This window comes from Pseudomonas sp. B424, from assembly GCF_055408345.1.
On the sequence record NZ_JBUZTL010000003.1, the window covers coordinates 137,843 to 154,878 of the forward strand.

Genomic DNA, 17,036 nt, shown 5'->3' on the forward strand with positions numbered 1-17,036 from the left:
GGGTGTCTCCGTAGTCAGATCCAGGAATGCCGGGCGGGCAGAGTGCCGTTGAGGCGGTAAGCGCCGATGGCGTAGTACTTCCAGCGCACCGGGTCGTGCAGGGTATGCACCCGGGCGTTGCGCCAGTGGCGATCGAGGTTGAACTCGGCGAGGCTGGCGCGACTGCCGGCCAGCTCGAAGAGTTTTTCGCTGGCCAGCAACGACAGCTCGGTGCTCAACACCTTGGCTTCGGCCACGGCAATCGAAGCCAGGGCAGCGGCAGGTGCGTCAATCGGTGCGGCGCTGACCTCATCGAGCACCCGGCCGGCCTTGCGCAACAGTGCTTCAGCTGCGTGCAGTTCAATGCTCAACTTGCCGATGTCGGCGATCACGTAGGGGTCGTCGCTGTTGCGCTCGACCTTGGCATCGATCCAGGGGCGGGAGCGCTCACGCACAAAACTGATGGTGTCGGTGATGGCGGCGCGGGCAATGCCCAGGTCGATGGCGGCCTGGATCAACTGCGACACGGCGCCTTGAATATTCGGGGAGTCGTTCAGGCGCCAGTTTTCGACCACCAGCCCGGCTCCAACCTGCACGTTGTTGAGCAATACGGTGCCGCTGGAGGTGGTGCGCTGACCAAAGCCTGACCAGTCATCCACCACGCGCAGGCCGGGCGTGCCACGACGGACAAAGGCAATCACCTGCTTGCCGTCGTCATTGAGTGCCTTGACCGCGATCCAGTGGGCAAACAGTGCACCGGTGGAGTAAAACTTCTGGCCGTTGATGACGAAATCATCACCGTCAGCCGTGATGCGAGCCTTCAGCTCCAGAGTGTTTTTACTGCCGCGCTCGGGCCCGGCATTGGCGATGCGCCAACCTTGCAGCACGCTGGTGAACAGTTGCTCTTTTTGCGTATGCGTCGCGGTGTTCGCAATCAGGCTGAGCAGGCCCACCTGGTTTTGCGGAATCTGCCCCAGCGCCGGGTCGGCGGCCGAGATGATGGCGAATACTTCGGCCAAGGTGACAAAAGACACCTGCGGCCCGCCAAATTCGCGGGGAATGGAAATACTGCCCAGGCCGCTACGGGTGAATGCTTCGATATGTGACCACGGCAGTTTGCGTTGCCGGTCGCGCTTGGCCGCATGTTCAAGGGCGCTGGCAGCCAGCGTGCGGGCGGCTTCAAGGGCTTCGTTATCGGTGCGCAGAACATGCGCTGCCAATAACAGAGGCGCGACATCCTGGTCGCTTTGCAGGTGTGCATTGGCCAAGTCAGACATCAGTGCCGCTCCTTGGCTGCACGCAATGCCCTGGGGCCAGGGTGATTGTGTTACTGACCATACCTACCTCGCATCTCGTTTGGGAGCGCCGCTTGAGCGGCGCGAATAACAGCTGAGAGTCCGGTGGTCCGGTGCATATACCCTAATCGAGTATAAAAATTAAAAGAACTAACTTTTAGGAATATAGATAGATGATTCCATCGAGCCCTAGTTGCGCCAGTTGGGCCGTGGTTCTGCAGCGCGCAGTGCCTCGCGGGGGGCGGGATTGATATAGAGCTTCGTGGCGCCGACTTTAAGCGTGCGTGCCGGAGCCCAGCGTGAATTGTTGCCTGCGCGATCGATCACACAGTAAGTGACTTCCAGTTTGGGGTCTTCACCGGCTTCCTGAATGATGTGCGCAGGGATGAAGACGTTGACGGGCTGGTCGATATCGACCTTGCGCAGTTTGGGCAAGTCCAGGCGCACGTCCCCCCAGAGCAGGGTGATTGCATCTTCGCAAGCCATGTTTCGATAAGGTTCGATGGTCACGGGAACGCCGCGCTTCATCTGCCCGGGGTTAACCCCGTAACGCAGGATGGGTTCCGGGATCATGAGCGGGGCGAGCCCCTGGTTTTCGTCACCGATGGCCTCGCCACCGGGGCAATCAAGTTTGATAAATACTTTAAGTTGCGCTGAGAGCGCGGGGCTGCTGCCGATATGCATGACCCGGTAATAAAGGCGTGCGGTACCGTTTTGAATAAAACTCTGCGGCACTCTTAATGAAACAGGCTGGCCGATGTCCGCCTTGTGAAGATGTTGTGAGGTTACATAGCAACCGTCCCAGAATAATTCGATCAGGTCGCCTTCTTCCATATTCTTGTAAGGCGTTATTGTAATAAGCAGTTGTTCGGCCGCCCGGGCACAAATAGTGTTTTTGCCCGGGTTTGAAAGTGCAGGAGGTGGCAGTTTGTTGAGGCATGAAGTGAAGGGCATATATAAAAGATTCCTTTCTGGCGTGTAAGGGAGCGGTGCTCGCCTGAACAGGGCGTTTATTCGGCTTGTTAGCAGAGTGGTGCGGCGGCCGTCATGACTTTGATCGTCGGGCTGGAGCGACTTGTTTTTATTAGATAAGAGGCTGTAGTAATGAGTGTCAAGGGCGAGTGGAGTTAATCTGGATGTCTTTTGTTTATTCGGAAAGTTCCTACCAGTAGAGTGCTGAATAGTATGCTGCGTGTAGTGTTCGAAATGGGGTGATGAATAAAGTTTATATAAAATATCGTAGAGTCTTGGTTGTTTGACAGGAATAAGTAATGTGCTGAATTTAGCGACTGAAGTTAAAGATGCCTCCTACATATGTGCTTATAGCTCCGGGCGGTTTTTTGTTGTTGGGCTACGCTACTCGTTCAATCGAACTGGGCCAGTGCCCTGACGATTTTTTTGTGCATTTACCATTTCTTTCACATGGCATTTGCATAATCACTGCGCGCGAGGCAGTCGGTTTGCCCGCTTTGTGATATTTAGATGCAGCCAAATTTCTCGGAAGACCATTCAAATGGCCATAGACCCTCAGTTGACTCCGCCTGCCCGCCGCCGCCCGCGCTTTAACTTGCGCTGGTATCACTGGCTTCTGCTGTTTGGTGCAGCGCTTTATACATTAGCGTCGGCCATGCATTGGGATGACCGCGGCGCATTGTGGATGCTGGAGCGGTTTGAGAGCCCGACAGAGCAGAACGAAAGTGTGTGGTTGCCCGACTATACGGCGGTGATTGATGCCAAGCCGTTACCGGGGATGGAAAGGGACGAAGCCTCGGATCTGGCTTACAGCCCTTTGAGCAAAACGCTGTTTTCGGTGATGGGTAAAAACCCGTTCCTGGTGGAGCTGAGCCTCGACGGTGATGTACTGCGCAAAATTCCGCTGGTGGGCTGGAGCAACCCGGAAGGTCTGACGGTGATGGAGAACGGTCTGCTGGCCATTGTCGATGAGCGTGAGCACTTGCTGACCATCATCAAGGTCGATGCGGACACCAAAAGCCTGAATATTGCTGACTTCCCGAAGTACGATCTGGGCCCTTCGAAAAACCAGAACAAGGCCTTTGAAGCCATTGCCTGGGACCCGCGTCGCCAGCAGCTATTGCTGGGCGAAGAGCGTCCGCCGGCGTTGTTTGTATGGAAAAGCGACGGCAGCCAGGTGCTGACCGGCAGCAAGCAAAAAGTGCCCAGCGACGAACTTGACCTGCGCAACCTGTCTGCCCTGAGCGTTGACCCGCGCACGGGCCATACGCTGGTGCTCTCGGCAGATTCGCATATGCTTCTGGAACTCGACGAGCTGGGCGAACAGGTCAGCTTCATGACCTTGCTCGGTGGTTTCAACGGCCTTGAAAAAACCATTCCCCGGGCTGAAGGGGTCGCAATTGATGAAAACGGCACGCTGTATATGGTGAGCGAGCCGAACCTGTTTTATCGCTTCGAGAAGAAAACCCGGTAAGCAGGCTTGAAGATTAAGTTTGAATTCATGAAGTCGTGGTATTCCAACCGCCTGATTTGTTTAGAGTTCGACCCATGCGCCGTGTCAGCCGTACTACCGCTCTTGTTCTTGGTGTAACGCTGGTGGCCCTTGTGGCCGCCGGTTTTGCTGCGCAACACTTTCGTCTGTTCGAACGAACCTGGTTCCAAGTCAGCCAACTGTGGCAGACCACCGATCCGGCAGCGATCAACCTGGACCAATATCAGGCCGTGCTGCAAGGCAAGGCGATTGAGGGGCTTGAGGACGATGTTTCTGCACTGACCTACGATCCGCTGCGCAAAAGCCTGTTTACCGTGACCAACAAGAAAGCCGAGCTGATAGAGCTGTCCCTCGATGGGCGGATCTTGCGGCGTATTGCACTGATCGGCTTTGGCGATGCCGAAGCGGTCGAGTTTGTTGGCGAGAACACCTACGTCATTACCGATGAGCGTCAACAACGGCTGATCAAGGTCAAGGTTGATGACAGCACACAGGTGCTGGATGCCCGCGATGCGGAGCAATTGACGCTGGGGCTCAATCGGTCAGGCAACAAGGGCTTTGAAGGCCTGGCCTACGACTCTGTGGGCAAGCGCCTGTTTGTGGCCAAGGAGCGTGACCCGATGCTGATTTATGAGGTGCGCGGGTTCCCCCAGGACAATCCGCAGCAACCCTATGCCACCCATGTGGTGACCAACCCGAGACGTGATGCGCGATTGTTTGTGCGGGATTTGTCGAGCTTGCAGTTTGACGAACGCACCGGTCATTTACTGGCGCTGTCGGATGAGTCGAAATTGCTGCTGGAGCTGAATATCGAGGGGCGGCCGATCAGCACGTTGTCGCTGAAAAAGGGCCGGCATGGCCTGAGAAAATCAGTGCCGCAAGCTGAAGGTGTCGCGATGGACGATGAGGGGACGATATACGTGGTGAGTGAGCCGAACTTGTTTTATCGCTTCGAGAAAAAGCCCGGCGCTGTCACACCTTGATCGTGTGGGAGCGGGCTTGTTTGCGATGCAGGCTCTGCGGTCTGCCAGACAAACCGTAGAGATGCCATCGCGAGCAAGCCCGCTCCCACACGTCTGTAACGGGGTTACTTGCTCAGGGTTTTCACGCCTTCAGGCGTACCCAGCAACAGCAGGTCAGCCGGGCGGGCGGCGAACAGCCCGTTGGTCACGACGCCGACAATGGCGTTGATCTGACGCTCCAGCTCAACCGGGTTGGTGATCTGCATGTTGTACACGTCGATGATGATGTTGCCGTTGTCGGTCACCACGCCCTCGCGGTAAACCGGATCGCCGCCCAGCTTGACCAGTTCGCGGGCCACGTGGCTGCGGGCCATCGGGATCACTTCAACCGGCAGCGGGAACGCACCCAGCACCGGTACCAGCTTGCTGGCGTCGGCGATGCAGATAAAGGTCTTGGCCACGGCGGCCACGATCTTCTCGCGGGTCAGGGCTGCGCCACCGCCCTTGATCAGGTTCAGGTTTTCGTCGCTTTCATCGGCGCCGTCCACGTAGAACTCCAGGTCGCTGACCGTGTTCAGCTCATACACCGGAATGCCGTGGCCCTTGAGGCGGGCGGCAGTGGCTTCGGAGCTGGCTACCGCGCCGTCGAAGGCACCCTTGTGTTGGGCCAGGGCGTCGATAAAGCAGTTGGCCGTGGAGCCGGTGCCGACCCCAACGATGCTCTTGTCATCCAGTTTTGGAAGGATGAAGTCGACAGCAGCCTGGGCTACGGCCTGTTTGAGTTGGTCCTGGGTCATGGGAGCTCCGGGGCGGGAAGGGTAAACAGAAAGGCGGCGAGTATAACCCAGCCTGTAAAACCTTTGGATTCGTATGGTCGCCCGCGCAAACGCTGGGGTAGACTCCTTGGTCCCTGCCAACCCGCCCAGTGAAGCTTTCCGATGCTCGAACAGTACGTTAAGAAGATCCTCACCTCGCGCGTTTATGACGTTGCCGTAGAAACCCCATTGCAGCCGGCCAATCAGCTGACCGAGCGGCTGGGCAACCAGATTTTGCTCAAGCGCGAAGACTTGCAGCCGGTGTACTCGTTCAAGATTCGTGGCGCTTACAACAAGCTGATGCACCTGACTGACGCCGAGCGCGCGTGCGGTGTGGTGACGGCCTCTGCGGGCAATCACGCCCAGGGACTGGCCCTGGCGGCCAAGGTGCTGGGCGTCAAAGCAACCATCGTGATGCCCAAGACCACCCCCGAGATCAAGGTTGAAGGCGTGCGCTCCCGTGGCGGCATTGTGGTGCTTCACGGCGATTCATTCCCGGAAGCCCTGGCCTACTCGCTGCAGTTGGTCGAGAAAGAAGGCTACGTTTATGTTCATCCCTACGATGACCCGCACACCATTGCCGGGCAGGGCACCGTGGCGATGGAAATTCTGCGCCAGCATCCGGCGCCGCTGGATGCGATTTTCGTACCGGTGGGCGGTGGCGGGCTGATCGCAGGGATCGCGGCGTACGTGAAATACCTGCGTCCGGATATCAAGATCATTGGCGTCGAGCCCGATGACTCCAACTGCCTGCAAGCCGCGATGGCCGCCGGCGAGCGCGTGGTGTTGCCAGCCGTGGGCATTTTCGCCGACGGCGTGGCCGTGGCACAGATTGGCCAGCACACCTTCGACATCTGCAAAGACTATGTGGATGAAGTCATCACCGTCAGCACCGACGAGATCTGCGCAGCAATCAAGGATATCTTCGACGATACCCGCTCGATCACCGAACCTGCCGGCGCTTTGGGCGTGGCCGGGATCAAGAAGTACGTTGAGCAACGCGGCGTTCGCGGCCAGACCCTGGTAGCGATCGATTCCGGGGCCAACGTCAACTTCGACCGCCTGCGCCATGTGGCCGAGCGCGCCGAGCTGGGTGAGGGCCGTGAAGCCATCATCGCAGTGACCATCCCTGAGGTGCCGGGCAGCTTCAAGGCGTTCTGCCAGGCCATCGGCAAGCGTCAGATCACCGAGTTCAACTACCGGTATCACACCGGCAGCGAAGCGCACATTTTTGTCGGCGTGCAGACCCACCCCGAGAACGATCCGCGACGTGCGCTGCTGGCCAGCCTGGCGGAGCAGGGCTTCCCGGTGGTCGATCTGACCGAGAACGAATTGGCCAAGCTGCATATCCGGCACATGGTGGGCGGGCACGCGGCCAAGGTCAGTGATGAGCTGCTGTTCCGTTTCGAGTTCCCGGAGCGCCCGGGGGCGCTGTTCAACTTCCTCAACAAACTGGGTGGGCGCTGGAACATTTCGATGTTCCATTACCGCAACCATGGCGCGGCTGATGGCCGGGTAATGGCCGGGCTGCAAGTGCCTGCGGATGAGCGTCATCTGGTGCCGGCCGCGCTGGCTGAAATCGGTTACCCGTATTGGGATGAAAGTGATAACCCGGCCTATCAGCTGTTTCTTGGCCGATAGCCGCTACGCTGAGTGAACGGCTCAAGGGATTAGTCAAATGGAAATGTTCACGGCGTTAAAACTGCTGCATGGCGTGTCGACACTGCTGTTGTTTGTCAGCGCCATTGCCTTGCTGGTTGTGGTGATCCGTCGTTGGCGGGCAGGGGATAAAAACCTGTCGGGCGGGATGGTGCAGCGGCCATGGAGTTTTGTATGGGCGTTGATGGGGCTGTGTTTGCTGGCGTTGCCGGTCAGCGGCTGGTTTCTGGTGCACCTGGCCGGCTGGCCGCTGAGCCAGTTGTGGCTACTGGCGGGCAGTTGCTTGTATCTGGTTGGCAGCCTGAGCTGGGTGTGGCTGGTGGTGCGCCTTAATCGCCTGCGGTTGGGGCGAATGGCCAGGTATCCGGGCTTTACGCTGGGGTTGGCGATTTTTTGTGCAATTTGCTTTATTGCGATTGCCGGGTTGATGGGCGCGAAGCCGGTTTAAGCACAATTGCTTGTGTGGGAGCGGCGGTGCGACGATTCGACTTGCTCGCGATGGCATCACTGCGGTCTTGCAGAAAAACCGCGGCGATCTTATCGCGAGCAAGCCCGCTCCCACGGGTTGTGTGTCAGTCGCGTAGCGAAATGATTTCCCAGCCACGCTTGATGGCCTCGGCCTGCAAGTTTGGATCCGGGTCTACCGCCACCGGATGGTCAACTTGCTCCAGCAACGGCAAGTCGTTCATCGAGTCGCTGTAGAAATAGCTGTCTTCAAGGCTGTAGCCGTTTTCCTCAACCCATCGGTTCAAACGCGTGACCTTGCCTTCACGGAAACACGGCACGTCGGTGCTGCGGCCGGTGTAGCGGCCATCGACGATTTCGCACTCGGTGGCAATCAAGTGTTCCACGCCGAGTTTTTTGGCAATGGGGGCTGTGACCACGCGGTTGGTAGCGGTGATAATCACCAGCGTGTCGCCCGCTTCGCGGTGTCTGGCCAGCAGGTCCAGAGCCTTGGGCAGCATCAGGGGTTCGATGCAGTCGCGCATGAATTCGCGGTGCCACTGATCCAGTTGCGCCATGTCATGGCGGCCAAAGATTTCCATGCTGAAGTTCAGATAGGCAGCGTTATCGAGCTGGCCGGCCAGGTAATCCTGGTAGAACGCGTCGTTGCGCGCCTTGTAGGCGTCGCCATCGAGAATGCCCCGTTGGCACAGGTAATCGCCCCAGGCGTGATCGCTGTCACCGCCCAGAAGGGTGTTGTCCAAGTCGAATAAAGCCAGACGCATTGAGGTTACCCGTTGAGTTGTCTGAGAAAAGGCCACAAGAATACGGTCTTTTAATAAGAGTGCACATAAGGCAGGAAGGCGCGTTGCTGCTTTCACAACCTTTGTGGAACAATGCGGCGACATGCGTTTGCGAGGTTGTTGCCGTGATCGACCCCGATGGTTTCCGCCCTAATGTCGGGATTATTCTGACAAATGATGCTGGTCAGGTACTTTGGGCTCGCCGTATCAATCAAGATGCCTGGCAGTTTCCGCAGGGGGGTATCAACCCTGATGAAACGCCGGAAGACGCCTTGTACCGTGAGCTGAACGAAGAAGTTGGCCTTGAACGCGAAGATGTAGAAATACTCGCCTGCACGCGAGGCTGGTTGCGTTATCGTTTGCCGCAACGCCTGGTCCGTACCCACAGCCAACCGCTGTGCATCGGCCAGAAGCAGAAGTGGTTTTTGCTGCGCCTGGTCTCTAACGAGCAGCGGGTGCGGATGGATTTGACCGGTAAACCGGAGTTCGATGGCTGGCGTTGGGTCAGTTATTGGTACCCGTTGGGCCAGGTGGTGACATTCAAGCGCGAGGTCTACCGTCGCGCTCTCAAAGAGCTTGCCCCGCGCCTTTTAACGCGCGCCTGACACGGAGTTCGACCCCGAGCCATGCTCAATACGCTGCGCAAGATCGTCCAGGAAGTTAACTCCGCCAAGGATCTCAAGGCGGCGTTGGGGATTATTGTGTTGCGCGTCAAAGAGGCCATGAGCAGCCAGGTCTGCTCGGTCTATTTGCTTGATCCAGAGACCAACCGTTTTGTCCTGATGGCCACCGAGGGCTTGAACAAGCGCTCGATCGGCAAAGTCAGCATGGCGCCCAACGAAGGCCTCGTCGGCCTTGTGGGGACCCGTGAAGAGCCTCTGAACCTCGAAAACGCCGCCGATCACCCGCGCTATCGTTACTTTGCCGAGACCGGGGAGGAGCGTTATGCCTCTTTCCTGGGGGCGCCGATCATCCACCACCGTCGCGTGGTCGGGGTTCTGGTCATTCAGCAAAAGGAACGCCGCCAGTTCGATGAGGGCGAAGAAGCCTTCCTCGTGACCATGAGCGCGCAACTGGCCGGGGTTATTGCCCACGCCGAAGCAACGGGTTCGATTCGCGGTCTGGGGCGTCAGGGCAAGGGCATCCAGGAAGCCAAGTTCGTCGGCGTACCGGGTTCACCGGGTGCGGCGGTGGGTACTGCGGTGGTCATGCTGCCCCCGGCTGATCTGGATGTGGTCCCCGACAAGACCATCACTGATATTCCTGCCGAAATTGCGTTGTTCAAAACCGCCCTCGAAGGCGTGCGCAATGACATGCGCGCGGTGTCTAAAAAGCTCGCCACCCAGCTGCGACCCGAAGAGCAGGCGCTGTTCGATGTGTACCTGATGATGCTTGACGATGCGTCGCTGGGCAGCGAAGTCAAAAATGTAATCAAGACCGGTCAGTGGGCCCAGGGCGCTTTGCGCCAGGTGGTGACTGATCACGTCAACCGTTTCGAATTGATGGACGACGACTACCTGCGTGAGCGGGCGTCGGATGTGCGTGACCTCGGGCGCCGACTGCTGGCCTACTTGCAGCATGATCGCCAGCAAACCATGGTCTACCCCGACAACACCATTCTGGTCAGCGAAGAACTGACCGCGACCATGCTCGGCGAAGTGCCTGAGGGCAAGCTGGTCGGTCTGGTGTCGGTATTGGGTTCGGGCAACTCCCACGTCGCCATCCTGGCCCGGGCCATGGGTATCCCGACAGTGATGGGCCTGGTCGACCTGCCGTACTCCAAGGTCGACGGCATTCAGATGATCGTCGACGGCTACCACGGGGAGGTCTACACCAACCCCAGCGAAATGCTGCGCAAGCAATACGCTGAAGTGGTCGAAGAAGAACGCCAGCTGTCCCAGGGCCTCGATGCCCTGCGTGAGCTGCCGTGCATTACCCCTGACGGGCACCGCATGCCGCTGTGGGTCAACACCGGCCTGCTGGCCGATGTGGCGCGTGCGCAGCAGCGTGGGGCCGAAGGCGTAGGTCTATACCGCACTGAAGTGCCGTTCATGATCAATCAGCGCTTTCCGAGTGAAAAGGAGCAGCTGGCGATTTATCGCGAGCAACTTGCCGCCTTCCATCCGCAGCCGGTGACCATGCGCAGCCTGGACATTGGCGGCGACAAGTCACTGTCGTACTTCCCGATCAAAGAAGACAACCCGTTCCTCGGCTGGCGCGGGATTCGCGTCACCCTCGACCACCCCGAAATTTTTCTGGTTCAGGCCCGGGCCATGCTCAAGGCCAGCGAAGGCCTGAACAACCTGCGTATTTTGCTGCCGATGATCTCCGGCACCCACGAGCTCGAAGAAGCCCTGCACCTGCTGCACCGTGCCTGGGGTGAAGTGCGTGACGAAGGCACCGATGTGCCGATGCCGCCCATTGGCGTGATGATCGAAATCCCGGCTGCGGTGTACCAGACCAAAGAGCTGGCGCGCCAGGTGGACTTCCTGTCTGTGGGCTCCAACGACCTGACCCAATACCTGCTGGCCGTGGACCGCAACAACCCGCGGGTTGCCGATTTGTACGACTACCTGCATCCGGCCGTGCTGCAAGCCCTGCAATCGGTGGTGCGTGACGCACACGCTGAAGGCAAACCGGCGAGTATCTGCGGTGAAATGGCCGGTGACCCGGCGGCGGCGATCCTGCTGATGGCGATGGGCTTTGACAGCTTGTCGATGAACGCCACCAACTTGCCGAAAGTGAAATGGATGCTGCGCCAGGTCACCCTGAGCCGCGCCAAGGAACTGCTGGCCGAAGTGATGACCATCGATAACCCGCAGGTCATTCGCAGCACCATTCAGCTTGCGCTGAAGAATATGGGGCTGACCCGCATGATGAACCCGGCGGCGATCAAGCCGTACTGAAAAGCTCTCACCCTCCTGTGGGAGCGTGCCTGCTCGCGAAAGTCTCAAGAACATCGCGTTTTAAGAGCCTTCGCGAGCAGGTTCGCTTCCACAGAGTGTGTGTTTGCAATATTCGTCACACCGCCAATGTCACTTCCCCCAGCCGCCCGCCAAGCGGCCCGAAGCTGTGCTCCACGATCACCCTGGAACCGTCTGCATTGACGATCAACGCCGTGCTGGCGCGGGTGCCGTAGCTGGGGCTGGCGATAAACACACTCGACAACAGGCTTTCGGTGGCCAGGCCGACGCCGGTGTCCGGCAGCTCGGTGAACGGTGCGGTTTGCGGGTCCTTGAGCAATGCCAGTAACGCTTGAGGTTGCGGATCGCTGAGCACTTCAGCCAACGCTGCCTTGGCCTTGAGCAGCTTGGGCCAGGGCGTATCCAGCCCGGCATTCGACAGGCCGTAGATGCCAGCACCCAGCGGTTGTGGCGCAAGGTCCCGGGAATTGAAATGCCAGAGTTGATCGCCGGTGCCCAGGAGCAGATTGAAACCCGCGTAGTCGAGAGAGCGTTGGCCAACGTGCGCAAAGTACTCGGCAACTGTCTGCTTGCCGGTCAAAAAGTCGGCCACCAACTCGCCTCGCGAGCGGCGTGAGGGCGGCTTGTGGGGTTCACGGATATTGGTCAGGGCCGCAAATCGCCCGTTGGCACCAATGCCCAGCCAGGTTCCGCCCGCTTCAAGGTCGCGGCCGGCATACACCTGCGGCGCATTGGCCCACTGTGCAAGGGGTTTGGCGGGTCGTGCATAAAATTCATCGCGGTTGGCCGCAACCACCAGAGGCTGGGCGTGGCCGGGGCGCCAGGCGAAAACGATCAGACACATGGGCAGTCCTTAATGTTTTTTTAATCACTCTACTTATAGATTGCCCCGGCGTGTCGCGCCATTGAGTGGACTTCCGTTACCATGCCGACCCAGTTTGTGTACCGCGCCGATGTCCTGTGCCGGTGTGAGTTTCCTGATCTAACAAGGAGTCGCAATGCTGCCTTATCCGCAGATTGACCCGGTGGCATTGGCCATTGGACCGCTGAAAATTCATTGGTACGGCTTGATGTACCTGATCGGAATTGGTGCAGCCTGGCTGATCCTGTCGCGACGCTTGAACCGCTTCGACCCGACCTGGACCAAAGAAAAACTGTCCGACCTGGTGTTTTGGGTGGCCATGGGCGTGATTGTCGGTGGTCGCCTGGGCTACGTGCTGTTTTACGACCTGAGTGCTTACATCGCCAACCCGCTGCTGATTTTTGAAGTGTGGAAAGGCGGCATGGCGTTCCACGGCGGGTTGATCGGCGTGATGCTGGCGGTTTGGTGGTTCGGCAAGCGCAATGGCAAGTCGTTCTTCCAGATCATGGACTTCATCGCCCCCGTGGTGCCGATTGGTCTGGGCGCCGGGCGCATCGGCAACTTCATCAACGCCGAATTGTGGGGCAAGGCCAGTGATGTGCCGTGGGCGATGATCTTCCCCACCGACCCGCAACAACTGGCGCGCCACCCGTCGCAGCTTTATCAGTTTGCGCTGGAAGGTGTGGCACTGTTCCTGATTCTTTGGCTGTACTCGCGTAAACCTCGCCCAACCATGGCGGTTTCCGGGATGTTCGCCCTGTTCTACGGCATTTTCCGCTTTATCGTCGAGTTCGTCCGCGTGCCGGATGCTCAGCTAGGCTATCTGGCGTTTGGCTGGGTGACGATGGGGCAGATCCTCTGTATTCCGATGATCGCGGGCGGCCTGCTCCTGATCTGGTGGGCTTACCACCGCGATCCGGCGGCTAACAAAGCTGTGTAATGAATTCGAATCGCAGGGCTCATAAAGCCCTGCATTCAAACGGTAGGAAAACCATGAAGCAATATCTCGACCTCGTTGCCAACGTCATCAAAAACGGCACCTTGCAAGCTAACCGCACGGGCGTTAAGACCATCAGTCTGCCCGGCGCCATGTTGCGCTATGACCTCAAGGAAGGCTTCCCGGCCATCACTACCCGCCGCATGGCATTCAAGTCTGCGATTGGCGAGATGTGCGGTTTCCTGCGCCCGGTCAACAGCGCGGCAGACTTCCGTGCACTGGGTTGCAAGGTCTGGGACCAGAACGCCAACGAAAACGCCCAATGGCTGGCCAACCCGTTCCGCCAGGGCGAAGACGACCTTGGCGAGATCTACGGTGTGCAATGGCGCAAATGGCCGGCTTACAAGCAAGTCGGGCGCAGCAACCAGGCGGCCATCGAGTTGTGCCTGAGCCAGGGCTATCGCCAGATTGCCGAAGGTGAAGAAGACGGTCAGGCCTATGTGGTGCTGTACAAGGCCATCGATCAGGTGCGTCAGTGTGTGGACACCATCATCAATGACCCGGGCAGCCGACGCATTTTGTTCCATGGCTGGAACTGCGCCCAGCTCGACGAAATGGCCTTGCCACCGTGCCATTTGCTGTACCAGTTCCACCCGAATGTCGAGACGAAGGAAATCTCCCTGACGCTCTACATCCGTTCCAACGACCTGGGCCTGGGCACGCCGTTCAACCTGACTGAAGGCGCTGCGTTGCTGAGCCTGATCGGGCGCCTGACCGGCTACACGCCGCGCTGGTTCACCTACTTCATCGGCGACGCCCATGTGTATGAAAACCACCTGGACATGCTCAACGAACAGCTGACCCGCGAGCCGTTCCCAATGCCGAAACTGGTTATTTCGGACCGCGTGCCGGAATTCGCCAAGACCGGCGTTTATCAGCCCGAGTGGTTGGGCCTGATCGAGCCAAGCGACTTCAGCCTCGAAGGCTATCAGCACCATGCACCCATGACCGCGCCGATGGCGGTGTAACTGCATCCCTGTGGGAGCGAGCCTGCTCGCGAAGGTCTTGTTGATGTCTTCGCGAGCAGGCTCACTCCCGCAAGGTGAGTGGTGTTTTTGCTTTAATGCCCGTGGCTTCTGCCCACATGGCTTGGCTCGCCTTCCGGTGTGCTGACCGATCCGCTGATCTCCAGCCGCTGCAAAATCCCGCAATGTTCCCCGTTCGGCCCTTCGCTGCAGCGTTGGCGCAGGTCAAGCAGTTGCATCTGCAACGCCAGTAAACTGTCGATCCGCGCCTTGACGTGGTGGATGTGCTCGTCGATCAGCGCATTCACGCTTTCGCACTGGTCCTGCGGGCTGTCGCGCAAGTTGAGCAGGCTGCGGATCTCTTCGAGGGTCATGTCCAGGCTGCGGCAATTGCGGATAAACGTCAGCCGCTCCACATGGGCCTGGGTGTACAGACGGTAATTGCCTTCACTGCGCGCAGGCTCCGGCAGCAGCCCTTCACGCTCGTAATAACGGATGGTTTCGACCTGACAGTCGGTCAATTTCGCCAGCTCACCAATTTTCATCACGCTAATCTCCGAAAGGGTGCTTGACCCTATAGTGGCTACAGGGTCTTTACTTGGCAACAGGCACCTTCTCTGGACGCAACCTGATGAGCGACTCCATTCACACGACCCACAAGCATTCCCACGATCATGGCGACAAGCACGACCACGCCAGCCATGCTCACAGCTGCTGCTCGACAGCGGCCGGGCCTAGCGTAATCAAGCTTGGCGCCGCCCCTACGGCGGGCGCCCGCCTGAGCAGCTTTCGCATTGAAGCCATGGACTGCCCCACCGAACAGACGCTGATCCAGAACAAACTGGGCAAGCTGGCGGGTGTGCAGCAACTGGAGTTCAACCTGATCAACCGGGTGTTGGGTGTGACCCACGACCTGCCGTCCACCGACCCGATTGTGGAGGCGATCAAATCCCTTGGCATGCAGGCCGACCCGCTGGAGCCCGGAGTAGAAGCTGCGGCGCCACCGGCCAAGAAGCATTGGTGGCCGCTGGCGGTGGCCGGTGTGGGTGCGTTGGCGGCTGAAGTGCTGCACTTCACCGATGCGGCGCCGACCTGGGTGATTGCGTTGGTGGCGCTGGTGTCGATCCTCAGCGGCGGCCTGACCACCTACAAAAAGGGCTGGATTGCCCTGAAAAACCTCAACCTGAACATCAACGCCCTGATGAGCATCGCCGTGACCGGCGCGGTGCTGATCGGTCAATGGCCAGAGGCGGCCATGGTGATGTTCCTGTTTACCGTGGCCGAGTTGATCGAAGCCAAATCCCTCGACCGTGCGCGCAATGCCATTAGCGGCCTGATGCAAATGGCACCGGACAAGGCCACCGTGCAACAAGCCGATGGCAGCTGGCTTGAGCTGGAGGTCAAGGACATCGCGCTGGGTGCCATCGTGCGGGTGCGCCCCGGTGAGCGGATCGGCCTGGACGGCGAAGTGATCGCGGGCAGTTCGACTATCGATCAGGCACCGATTACCGGCGAAAGTCTGCCGATCGAAAAGACCATTGGCGACAAAGTCTTCGCCGGCACCATCAACCAGGCCGGAGCCCTGGAGTACCGGGTGACGGCTGCGGCCAACAACTCGACCCTGGCCCGCATCATCCACGCCGTGGAACAAGCCCAGGGCGCACGGGCACCGACCCAGCGCTTCGTCGACAGCTTCGCCAAAATCTACACCCCGCTGGTATTTATCTTTGCCCTGGCAGTGGCCGTGATCCCGCCTCTGTTTATGGGCGGCGTGTGGTTCGATTGGGTCTATCGGGCGCTGGTGTTGCTGGTGGTGGCGTGCCCGTGCGCGCTGGTGATTTCGACCCCGGTGACCATTGTCAGCGGCCTGGCGGCAGCGGCCCGCAAGGGGATTCTGGTCAAGGGCGGTGTGTACCTGGAAAGCGGTCACAAACTCGATTTTCTGGCCCTCGACAAGACCGGCACCATCACCCACGGCAAACCGGTACAGACCGACTATCTGCCGCTTGATCCGTTGGTCGCCGACAGCGCGGTGTTGCTGGCAGCGAGCCTGGCTTCGCGCTCCGACCACCCGGTATCGCTGGCCGTGGCCACTGCGGCTGTGGATAAAAAACTGCAATGGCGCGCTGTGGATAACTTTGCCGCCCTGGCAGGTCGCGGTGTGCGCGGCGAGATTGACGGCAAGCTTTACCACTTGGGTAACCACCGCCTGGTGGAAGATCTGGGCCTTTGCTCGCCTGCCCTTGAAGCCAAACTCTTTGCACTGGAAGAGCAGGGCAAAACCGTGATTCTGCTCTGCGACAGCACAGGCCCCATGGCCCTGTTCGCGGTGGCTGACACGGTCAAGGAATCGAGCCGTCAGGCGATTGCTGAACTGCACGCCCTGGGCATCAAAACCCTGATGCTGACGGGAGACAACCCGCACACAGCCAATGCGATTGCCGCACAAGTGGGCATCGATCAGGCCGAGGGCAACCTGCTGCCAGAGGACAAGCTCAAGGCGATTGAAGCGCTGTATGCCCAGGGCCATCACGTGGGCATGGTGGGTGACGGGATCAACGATGCCCCGGCCCTGGCCCGTGCCGAGATTGGTTTTGCGATGGCGGCAGCCGGCACCGATACTGCCATCGAGACCGCCGATGTCGCCCTGATGGACGACGATCTACGCAAGATCCCGGCATTCATTCGTCTGTCACGCCAGACCTCCAGCATCCTGAAGCAGAACATTGCCCTGGCATTGGTCATTAAAGCGATCTTTCTTGCGGTAACCTTCCTCGGTATGGCCACCATGTGGATGGCCGTGTTTGCCGACATGGGCGTCAGCCTGTTGGTGGTATTCAACGGTTTGCGCCTGTTGCGCAAATAGA

At 59.1% G+C, this 17,036-nt stretch carries 15 protein-coding genes; 9 read left to right on the forward strand and 6 right to left on the reverse strand.

Features of this window, described 5'->3' with window-relative positions:
• Window positions 1-14 precede the first annotated feature (14 nt).
• Window positions 15-1,256 (reverse strand): SfnB family sulfur acquisition oxidoreductase, encoded by a 1,242-nt coding sequence (locus ACZRMS_RS05360; protein ID WP_463994421.1) that lies wholly within the window; start codon window positions 1,254-1,256, stop codon window positions 15-17.
• 207 nt (window positions 1,257-1,463) lie between these two features.
• Window positions 1,464-2,228 carry a hypothetical protein gene (locus ACZRMS_RS05365; protein ID WP_463994422.1) on the reverse strand — a complete coding sequence of 255 codons (765 nt, stop codon included), beginning with the start codon at window positions 2,226-2,228 and terminating at the stop codon, window positions 1,464-1,466.
• Between the two features lie 559 nt (window positions 2,229-2,787).
• Here ACZRMS_RS05365 and ACZRMS_RS05370 point away from each other — a divergent pair.
• Both ACZRMS_RS05370 and ACZRMS_RS05375 read left to right on the forward strand, forming a co-directional pair.
• Entirely contained in the window at window positions 2,788-3,720 is a 933-nt protein-coding gene (locus tag ACZRMS_RS05370) for an SdiA-regulated domain-containing protein (protein ID WP_463994423.1), read from the forward strand.
• Window positions 3,721-3,794: 74 nt separating this feature from the next.
• Window positions 3,795-4,721, forward strand: a complete 927-nt coding sequence (locus ACZRMS_RS05375) for an SdiA-regulated domain-containing protein (RefSeq protein WP_463994424.1) — start codon at window positions 3,795-3,797, stop codon at window positions 4,719-4,721.
• Window positions 4,722-4,825: 104 nt separating this feature from the next.
• Here the strand turns inward: ACZRMS_RS05375 and rpiA are convergent, their stop codons facing one another.
• Entirely contained in the window at window positions 4,826-5,497 is a 672-nt protein-coding gene (gene rpiA / locus ACZRMS_RS05380) for a ribose-5-phosphate isomerase RpiA (RefSeq protein WP_463994425.1), read from the reverse strand.
• Window positions 5,498-5,638: 141 nt separating this feature from the next.
• Between rpiA and ilvA the strand changes: the two genes are divergently transcribed.
• Both ilvA and ACZRMS_RS05390 read left to right on the forward strand, forming a co-directional pair.
• Window positions 5,639-7,156, forward strand: coding sequence for a threonine ammonia-lyase, biosynthetic (gene ilvA, locus ACZRMS_RS05385; protein WP_463994426.1), 1,518 nt, complete (start codon window positions 5,639-5,641; stop codon window positions 7,154-7,156).
• A 37-nt stretch (window positions 7,157-7,193) separates the two neighbouring features.
• Window positions 7,194-7,622, forward strand: coding sequence for a DUF2269 family protein (locus ACZRMS_RS05390; protein WP_463994427.1), 429 nt, complete (start codon window positions 7,194-7,196; stop codon window positions 7,620-7,622).
• Between the two features lie 124 nt (window positions 7,623-7,746).
• Here the strand turns inward: ACZRMS_RS05390 and ACZRMS_RS05395 are convergent, their stop codons facing one another.
• Window positions 7,747-8,403: a histidinol-phosphatase gene (locus ACZRMS_RS05395; protein ID WP_463994428.1), complete on the reverse strand. Its 657-nt coding sequence runs from the start codon at window positions 8,401-8,403 to the stop codon at window positions 7,747-7,749.
• A gap of 143 nt (window positions 8,404-8,546) precedes the next feature.
• On the opposite strand from ACZRMS_RS05395, the gene ACZRMS_RS05400 reads away from it, so the two are divergent.
• On the forward strand, window positions 8,547-9,026 hold the full coding sequence (locus tag ACZRMS_RS05400; protein WP_019828104.1) for an RNA pyrophosphohydrolase: 480 nt from the start codon (window positions 8,547-8,549) through the stop codon (window positions 9,024-9,026).
• A gap of 21 nt (window positions 9,027-9,047) precedes the next feature.
• Window positions 9,048-11,327 carry a phosphoenolpyruvate--protein phosphotransferase gene (gene ptsP, locus ACZRMS_RS05405; protein ID WP_463994429.1) on the forward strand — a complete coding sequence of 760 codons (2,280 nt, stop codon included), beginning with the start codon at window positions 9,048-9,050 and terminating at the stop codon, window positions 11,325-11,327.
• 115 nt (window positions 11,328-11,442) lie between these two features.
• Here the strand turns inward: ptsP and ACZRMS_RS05410 are convergent, their stop codons facing one another.
• Window positions 11,443-12,189 carry an NRDE family protein gene (locus ACZRMS_RS05410; protein WP_463994430.1) on the reverse strand — a complete coding sequence of 249 codons (747 nt, stop codon included), beginning with the start codon at window positions 12,187-12,189 and terminating at the stop codon, window positions 11,443-11,445.
• 154 nt (window positions 12,190-12,343) lie between these two features.
• Between ACZRMS_RS05410 and lgt the strand changes: the two genes are divergently transcribed.
• Both lgt and ACZRMS_RS05420 read left to right on the forward strand, forming a co-directional pair.
• Window positions 12,344-13,147, forward strand: coding sequence for a prolipoprotein diacylglyceryl transferase (gene lgt / locus ACZRMS_RS05415; RefSeq protein WP_463994431.1), 804 nt, complete (start codon window positions 12,344-12,346; stop codon window positions 13,145-13,147).
• Window positions 13,148-13,200: 53 nt separating this feature from the next.
• Window positions 13,201-14,172 (forward strand): thymidylate synthase, encoded by a 972-nt coding sequence (locus ACZRMS_RS05420; protein WP_463994432.1) that lies wholly within the window; start codon window positions 13,201-13,203, stop codon window positions 14,170-14,172.
• A 92-nt stretch (window positions 14,173-14,264) separates the two neighbouring features.
• Here ACZRMS_RS05420 and cadR read toward each other — a convergent pair whose 3' ends face one another.
• Window positions 14,265-14,714, reverse strand: coding sequence for a Cd(II)/Pb(II)-responsive transcriptional regulator (gene cadR / locus ACZRMS_RS05425; protein ID WP_463994628.1), 450 nt, complete (start codon window positions 14,712-14,714; stop codon window positions 14,265-14,267).
• Between the two features lie 86 nt (window positions 14,715-14,800).
• On the opposite strand from cadR, the gene ACZRMS_RS05430 reads away from it, so the two are divergent.
• Complete coding sequence (locus tag ACZRMS_RS05430; RefSeq protein WP_463994433.1) at window positions 14,801-17,035, forward strand: heavy metal translocating P-type ATPase; 2,235 nt, start codon at window positions 14,801-14,803, stop codon at window positions 17,033-17,035.
• Window position 17,036 lies beyond the last annotated feature (1 nt).